Source organism: Brevundimonas sp., from assembly GCF_023259385.1.
Lineage (GTDB): Bacteria > Pseudomonadota > Alphaproteobacteria > Caulobacterales > Caulobacteraceae > Brevundimonas.
Genome location: NZ_JAHFPF010000180.1, coordinates 1 through 7,597, shown reverse-complemented (window position 1 = coordinate 7,597; position 7,597 = coordinate 1). Strand labels below are relative to the sequence as shown.

Annotated in this window: 7 protein-coding genes; 4 read left to right on the top strand and 3 right to left on the bottom strand. The window is 67.3% G+C overall.

Going from position 1 to position 7,597, the window contains the following annotated elements; translation table 11 throughout:
• Together Q0C81_RS13455 and Q0C81_RS13450 are read left to right on the top strand one after the other, a co-directional pair.
• The coding region (locus Q0C81_RS13455) for a M2 family metallopeptidase (RefSeq protein WP_291838785.1) at positions 1 to 1,055 on the top strand (1,055 nt) is incomplete at its 5' end.
• Between the two features lie 137 nt (positions 1,056 to 1,192).
• Positions 1,193 to 3,181, top strand: a complete 1,989-nt coding sequence (locus Q0C81_RS13450; protein ID WP_291838782.1) for a pilus assembly protein TadG-related protein — start codon at positions 1,193 to 1,195, stop codon at positions 3,179 to 3,181.
• A 260-nt stretch (positions 3,182 to 3,441) separates the two neighbouring features.
• Here the strand turns inward: Q0C81_RS13450 and Q0C81_RS13445 are convergent, their stop codons facing one another.
• On the bottom strand, positions 3,442 to 4,353 hold the full coding sequence (locus Q0C81_RS13445) for a 2-oxoglutarate and iron-dependent oxygenase domain-containing protein (RefSeq protein WP_291838787.1): 912 nt from the start codon (positions 4,351 to 4,353) through the stop codon (positions 3,442 to 3,444).
• Between the two features lie 225 nt (positions 4,354 to 4,578).
• Here Q0C81_RS13445 and Q0C81_RS13440 point away from each other — a divergent pair, with 225 nt between their 5' ends.
• Both Q0C81_RS13440 and Q0C81_RS13435 read left to right on the top strand, forming a co-directional pair.
• Positions 4,579 to 5,253 (top strand): OmpA family protein, encoded by a 675-nt coding sequence (locus tag Q0C81_RS13440; protein WP_291838780.1) that lies wholly within the window; start codon positions 4,579 to 4,581, stop codon positions 5,251 to 5,253.
• A 353-nt stretch (positions 5,254 to 5,606) separates the two neighbouring features.
• The gene (locus tag Q0C81_RS13435) at positions 5,607 to 5,777 is read left to right on the top strand and encodes a hypothetical protein (RefSeq protein WP_291838777.1); all 171 of its coding nucleotides are present in this window, start codon (positions 5,607 to 5,609) and stop codon (positions 5,775 to 5,777) included.
• Between the two features lie 4 nt (positions 5,778 to 5,781).
• Here Q0C81_RS13435 and Q0C81_RS13430 read toward each other — a convergent pair whose 3' ends face one another.
• Positions 5,782 to 7,086 (bottom strand): UDP-glucose/GDP-mannose dehydrogenase family protein, encoded by a 1,305-nt coding sequence (locus Q0C81_RS13430; RefSeq protein ID WP_291838775.1) that lies wholly within the window; start codon positions 7,084 to 7,086, stop codon positions 5,782 to 5,784.
• A gap of 185 nt (positions 7,087 to 7,271) precedes the next feature.
• A partial coding sequence (locus Q0C81_RS13425; RefSeq protein ID WP_291838772.1) for an OmpA family protein occupies positions 7,272 to 7,597 on the bottom strand: 326 nt, incomplete at its 5' end.

The following is a 7,597-nucleotide window of genomic DNA, read 5'->3' as shown; positions in this document are numbered from 1 at the left end:
CCGACCACGGCCCGATCCGCGCCGACCTGCTGGGCAATATTTGGTCGCAGCAGTGGGGCAACATCTACGACGTCGTGGCCCCGACCAGCGGCGGGACGTCCAGCTACAGCCTCGATGCGCTGCTGACGAACGCCCAGTACGACGCCACCCGCATGGTCCGCACGGGCGAGGGCTTCTACACCTCGCTGGGCCTGCCGGCCCTGCCCCAGACCTTCTGGGAGCGGTCGATGATCACCCGGCCGCGCGACCGCGAGGTGGTTTGCCACGCCTCGGCCTGGGACCTCGACAACGCCGAGGACATCCGCATCAAGATGTGCACCCAGGTGAACGGCGACGACTTCTACACCGTCCACCACGAACTGGGTCACAACTACTACCAGCGCGCCTACAAGGATCAGCCCTTCCTGTTCAAGAACGGGGCGAACGACGGCTTCCACGAGGCCATCGGCGACTTCGTCGGCCTGTCGGCCCTGACGCCGACCTATCTGAACCAGATCGGCCTGCTGCAGACCACGCCGGGCGCGGAAGAGGACATCCCCTTCCTGCTCAAGATGGCGCTGGACAAGATCGCCTTCCTGCCGTTCGGCCTGATGGTCGACCGCTGGCGCTGGGGCGTCTTCGACGGCGAGACCAGCCCGGCCGAGTACAACAGCGCCTGGTCGGCCAACATGCTGAAATATCAGGGCCTTGTGCCGCCGGGACCGCGTCCGGCCAACGCCTTTGATCCGGGCGCGAAATACCACATCCCGGGCAACACTCCGTACACCCGCTACTTCCTGGCCCACATCTACCAGTTCCAGTTCCAGCGCGCGGCCTGCAAGCAGGCCGGCTGGCAGGGCCCGCTGCACCGCTGCTCGATCTACGGAAACAAGGAGGTGGGCGAGCGCTTCGAGCGGATGCTGGAGATGGGCCAGTCGCGCCCGTGGCCGGAAGCGATGGAAGCCTTCACCGGCGAGCGCGGCAACGACGCCTCGGCGGTGGCCGACTATTTCGCGCCGCTGAACGCCTGGCTGACCGTGCAGAACCGCGGCAAGAGCTGCGGCTGGGACGCCTGATGGCCTGAACCAGAGAGCCCGGCGGTTCCTCACCGCCGGGTTAACCCTCGCCGTTAGGCCTTCCCTTAACCGAACTCCGTCATCTTCCGCCTCGATGACCGTCGGCGCCCTGTGCCGCGGCGAGGACCGGGATGACGATGGCTATCGGACACTGGATCAGCGGGATCGCCCGAGGCGCGTGCAACCTTGTTCGCCGCATGGCGTCCGAGACACGCGGCAACGTGGCGATGATCTTCGGCCTCAGCATGCCCGTGCTGGTCCTGATGACCGTCGGCGGGGTCGATATCCACCGCGCCTCGACCGTGCGGGTCAACCTGCAGGACGCCCTGGACGCCGCCACCCTGGCCGCCGCCCGCTCGCCCTACTCCGACGACGTCAACATCCAGCGCGTCGGCCTGGCCGCCCTGAAGGCCAATCTGAAGGCCTATCCGAACATCACCCTGCGCGAGGCCGACACCACCTTCGTACTGAACAAGTCCGAGATCGTGGTCGCCAGCTCCAAGGTCGATGTGAAGACCCTGGTCGCCAACATCTTCCTGCCGCCCTACGGCAAGTTCATGGATGACTACATCCAGGTGGGCGCCCACTCCGAGGTCAACCGGGCGACCAAGGACATCGAGGTGTCGCTGGTGCTGGACATCACCGGCTCGATGGAGGGGACCCGCCTGTCCGACCTCCAGGAGGCGGCGAACGACCTGGTCGACCTGGTCGTGCAGACCAACCAGAGCATCAACAAGACCCGAATGGCGCTGGTGCCCTATTCGATGGGCGTCAACGCGGGCAGCTATCTGAACGATGTGCGCGGGGCCGCGCGCGGGGCCACCAACATCACCGGCGCGGCCTGGATGGTGGCCAACAGCCAGAAGACGATCACCGCCATGACGAAGGCCAGCCCCGGGGTCTTCACCGCGAACAGCCACGGCTACTCCACGGGCGATTTCGTCTGGATCAGCGGCGTGACCGACGGGAACAATTCGGGCCAGGCCGACCTGGCCTCCTACCTGAACGGCAAGTCCTACAAGGTGGTCAGGATCGACAACAACACCTTCTCCCTGCAGACCCTCGCCGGGTCGGCCATCAACACCACGGGCTACCAGACCTATACGGCCAGCAGCGGCATCGCCCGGCGTTGCCTGGTCTCGACCTGCGAGGTGGTGGTGACCTCGAACGGCCACGGCCTGGCCACGGGCGAGGACGTCCGCATGCTGAACGTCGGCGGCATGACCCAGCTGAACACCCAGAACAGCGTCAGCCCCAGCGGTTCGACGCCCTTCTACCAGACCGTCACCAAGCAGACGGACTCGACCTTCTCGATCAACAACATGGTCGGTCCCGTGGCGGCGGTGTCCAACTACACCTCGGGCGGCACGGTGCAGTGCCTGGAGTACGGCTGCGCCAACTTCCTGTTCACGAACAACGAGAACAACCTGCGCATCTTCGAGGCGTCCAGCTGCGTCAGCGAGCGGGTGGGCTCCAACGCCTACACCGACGCGGCCCCGTCCACGTCCAAGGTCGCCTTCTCCTACGTCGGGACGACCAACGTCGGTCAGGGCGGCTGCATGACCACCACCTTCACGCCGCTGACCACCAACCGCGACACGCTGCATAGCCGCATCAACGCCTACAAGGCCGAGGGCGGCACCGCCGGCCAGATCGGCGTGGGCTGGGGCTGGTACATGGTCTCGCCGACCTTCGCCTCCATCTTCCCGACGGAAAGCACGCCCGATCCCTACGGCACGCCGAACCTGCTGAAGGTCGTGATCATCATGACCGACGGCGAGTTCAACGCGGTCTACTACAACGGCGTGCGGGCGCGGGACTCGGGCGCGGGCGGCGGTTCGAACGACCGCTGGATCAACCACAATTCCAACAACGGCAGCCCCTTCCTGCAGTCGGTGAACATGTGCAACGCCATGAAGGCGCAGAACATCATCATCTACACCGTGGGCTTCGACATCTCGGGCACGCCGGACACCACGCCCGGAACGGTCGATACGGCCACCGAGGTCATGCAGGCCTGCGCCACCAGCCCGGACTACGTCTACCTGCCGCAGAACGGCTCCTCGCTGAAGACGGCCTTCGCCGCCATCGGCCGCAGCATCAGCCAGCTGCGGATCTCCAAATAGGGTGGCGCCACGGTCGGTGGGCGCTGGTGGATGGGAAGTGGCTAGTGGCTAGTGATTAGTGGCTGGCCAGCAGGGTGCGGCCGCGAGGTCGGCGCTGCTCCCCGCTGACAGGGCCCATCGCTGCCTGCACGCTCGCGCCTGCGTTTGCTTCTGTTGGCGGAAGGGCGGCGCGGACGGTTCCGTCGCAGGCTGGTGGCCAACCACTAATCACTAGCCACTAGCCACTTCACACGCACCAGCCCACCCGAAGCGCACCCCCGTCAGATCAAGCGGATTTCCTTGAGCCGCTGGGTCAGGAAGTCCTCGGCCATCAGCGGCTGGCCGGCGTAGCGGTCCGGGTTTTCCGGCGTGATCGTGGACGGCAGGGTCTCGATCATGAAGTCCGGGTTGAAGTGCAGGAAGAAGGGCGTCGAGTAGCGGGCGAAGCTGGCCCGTTCCGGCGTCGGGTTGATCACCCGGTGGCTGGTCGACGGCAGGACGTGATTGGTCAGGCGCTGCAGCATGTCGCCGATGTTGACCACCAGCGCGCCCGGCGGCGGCGCGACTTCCAGCCATTCGCCGTCGGCGTCCTTCAGCTGCAGGCCGCGCTCCTCGGCGCCCAGCAGCAGGGTGATGACGTTGATGTCCTCGTGCGCGCCGGCGCGGACGCCCGAGGCGCCGGCCGGCACCGGCGGATAATGCAGCATGCGCAGGATCGAATTGCCCAGCTGGACCTTGTCCGCGAAGAAGTTGTCGCCGAGTTCCAGGTAGCGGGCGATGCCGCGCAGCACCTTGGCGCCCAGGGCGTCCATGGCGGTGAACATGCCGTACAGGTGTTCCTTGAAGCCCTCCACCTCGGTCGGCCAGACGTTGTCGCGCATGTATTTGCGGTAGGGGTGGCCCTCGGGCAGCTCGCGGCCGACGTGCCAGAACTCCTTCAGGTCGACGGTGGCAGCGCCCTTGGCGGCTTCGACGCCGAACGGGGTCAGGCCCCGCGCGCCGCCGGTGCCCGGCTGGTGGTACTGGCGCTTCACGTCTTCCGGCAGGGCGAAGAAGGCCTTGGAGTCGTCGATGGCCGCCTCGATCACCGCCTCGTCCAGGCCGTGATCCGAGATGACGGCGAAGCCGTAGCGCTTGAACGACTGGCCCAGCTTGTCGGCGAAGGCCTGGAAGTCCTGATCGTACAATTTCATCGACACCGGCTCGAGGGCGCGGGTCGGGGCGGGGGCGGCTTCGGTCACGTCTGAACCCTTGTCGACAGTCTGGCGGTTTCCATACGCCCTGCGGCACGACCTTGGCAAAGCGTGGGCGCCGTCCGAAAAAATCCGACCGGATCCGTTCAGCTCCGGTACAGATAGGAACCTTGACTGTAAGGCCGCGTTTCAGGGCCAGAACCCGTACGATCGAAAGGATCCATCATGCGCGCCAAACTCTTCGTCACCGGCGTGAGCATCGCCGCCCTGCTGGGCGCCGCCGCCTGCACCACCACCGACCCGTACAGCTCGACCCCGCGCCGCAACAACACCGGCACCGGCGTGATCGCCGGCGCCCTGGGCGGCGCCCTGCTGGGCTATCTGACCAACACCTCCAACTCCGAGGAAGGCCGCAAGAACGCCCTCATCGGCGCCGGCATCGGCGCCCTGGGCGGCGCGGCGGTCGGCTCCTACATGGACCGTCAGCAGCGCGAGCTGGAAGCCGAACTGTCCGGCTCCGGCGTCGGCGTGGCGCGCCAGGGCGACAACCTGGTCCTGCGCATGCCGTCGGACGTGACCTTCGCCTCGAACCAGTCGTCCATCAACGCGCGCTTCTATGCGACCCTGGACGACGTGGCCGCGGTGCTGGACCGCTACGACCAGTCGCTGATCGACATCGTCGGTCACGCGGATTCGGACGGCGCGGACGACTACAACCTGAACCTCTCGCGCCAGCGCGCCTCCTCGGTGGCCCGCTACCTGGTCGATCGCGGCGTCCTGGCTGACCGCCTGTACGTCGATGGCCGCGGCGAGAGCCAGCCGATCGCCTCCAACGCCACCCCGGACGGCAAGGCCCAGAACCGCCGCGTCGAAATCCTGATCCGCCCGTTCCGCGGCTGATCTGACTGGCTCCGGCGGCGGTGCGTCATGCGCGGCCGCCGGCGGCCGGCAAGTGGTTAGTGGCTAGTGGTTAGTGGCTGGCCGCCAGCCTGCGACGGCGCCCTCCGCGCCGCCCTTCCGCAGGCAGCCAAAGAACGAGCGTGGCGTCAGCACCGTCAGGCGTCAGCGGAAGGGCGGCGCAGGCCGTGAGGCCGTACCCGACTGGCCAGCCACTAACCACTAGCCACTAACCACTTTCATCCCCGGTCCAGCCGACCGTAACGCCGCTTTTTCCGCGCCTCACACCGTTCCGTGACTTGCACAGCTGGCGCGCGAATGCTCGATACGGAAGCACGTTCGACTCGGGGGAACGATTGCGTCCGGACCATCAGGAATTTGCAGACGGCCTCAGGCTGGCCACCATCGCGGTCATCGCCGCGGTGCTGTCGGCGACCGTCGTCATCGGCGCCGGCCGCGTCCTCCTGCCCCGCCCCGATCCGGTCGCCGAGGCCCAGGCCCAGCTGGTCCGGACCGTCTCGCGATAGTCGCCTAGGCCCGGCCGATCGAGGTGTAGCGGAAGCCGCGCGCCCGCATGTCGTCGGGGCGGTAGACGTTGCGCAGGTCCACCATCACCGGCTGACGCAGCAGCAGCTTGACGCGGTCCAGGTCCAGCGCCCGGAACTGGTCCCACTCGGTCAGGATCACCACCACATCGGCGCCGGTGACGGCCTCATAGGGACCGTCCTTGAACACCACGCCGTCCAGCAGCTTGGACGCCTCGTGCATGCCCTCGGGGTCGAAGGCCTGAACCGTCGCGCCCAGGGCCATCAGGGCCGGGGCCACGTCCAGCGAGGGGGCGTCGCGCATGTCGTCGGTATTCGGCTTGAAGGTCACGCCCAACAGGGCGACCGTCTTGCCCTTCAGGTCGCCGTCCATGGCGGCCGAGACGCGGCCGGCCATGGCCTTCTTGCGCGCGTCGTTGACCTCGACCGTGGTCTCGATCAGGCGCACCGGCGTGCCGGCGTCCACCGCCGTGCGCACCAGGGCGAGCGTGTCCTTGGGGAAGCAGGAGCCGCCGTAGCCGGGGCCGGCGTGCAGGAATTTGGCGCCGATCCGCTTGTCCAGGCCAATGCCGCGCGCGACCTGCTGCACGTCGGCGCCGACCGCCTCGCACAGGTCCGCCATCTCGTTGATGAAGGTGATCTTCATCGCCAGGAAGGCGTTGGCCGCATATTTGATCAGTTCGGACGTGCGGCGGCCGGTGAACAGGATCGGCGTCTCGTTCAGGTTCAGCGGACGGTACAGCTCGCGCATCACGGCCTGGGCGCGTTCGTCCTCGGTGCCGACCACCACGCGGTCGGGCCGCTTGAAGTCCTCGATGGCGGCGCCCTCGCGCAGGAACTCCGGATTGGAGACCACGGCGAACTCGGCGTCGGGGCGGCGTTCGCGAATGATGCGTTCGATCTCGTCGCCGGTGCCCACCGGGACGGTCGACTTGGTCACCACGACGGTGAAGCCCTCGATCAGGCCGGCGATCTCCTCGGCGGCGGCGTAGACATAGGACAGGTCGGCGTGGCCGTCGCCGCGGCGCGACGGCGTGCCCACGGCGATGAAGACGGCGTCGGCGCCGCGAATCGCCTCGGCCCCGTCCAGGGCGAAGGACAGGCGGCCGCCGCGCACGTTCGAGGCGACCAGATCGTCCAGGCCGGGTTCGAAGATCGGGATCTCGCCCTTCTCCAGGCGGTCGATCTTGGACTGATCCTTGTCGACGCAGGTCACGTCATGGCCGAAGTCGGCGAAACAGGCCCCTGACACCAGGCCCACATAGCCGGTTCCGATCATCGCCACGCGCATGTGGGTCCACCCCGTTCAGACAGGCCGTGGAGATAGCGACCGGGCGCGCCTTTGACCACCCCGGGCGTCGCGGCGGCGGACAAAGCAAAACCGCCGGCCCTCTTTGGAGGACCGGCGGCTCTGTAGTCTTGGCCTACCGGCCTTCGGTCTGCTTGAGGCCGAAGGCTTCGGATCAGCTTCCGTTTTTAGCGGAAGTTGATGCCGATGGTGGCGCGACGGTTCAGCGGCTCGCGAACGCCGTCGGCGGTCGGGCGGGCCAGCTGGGTTTCACCCTTGCCGTCCAGCGAGATCACGCCGCCGTTGACGCCCGAGGCGACCAGGGCGTCAGCCACGGTGCGCGCACGGCGGTTCGACAGGCCGATGTTGTACGCCGCGGAACCCGAGGTGTCGGCGTGACCGACGATCAGGATGCGCGTCGGACGACCCGACTTGGCGTAGTTGGCGGCCTGCGTGACCACCGATTGGGCTTCGGCCGTGAGGTCCGAACGATCCCAGTCGAAGTACACGATGA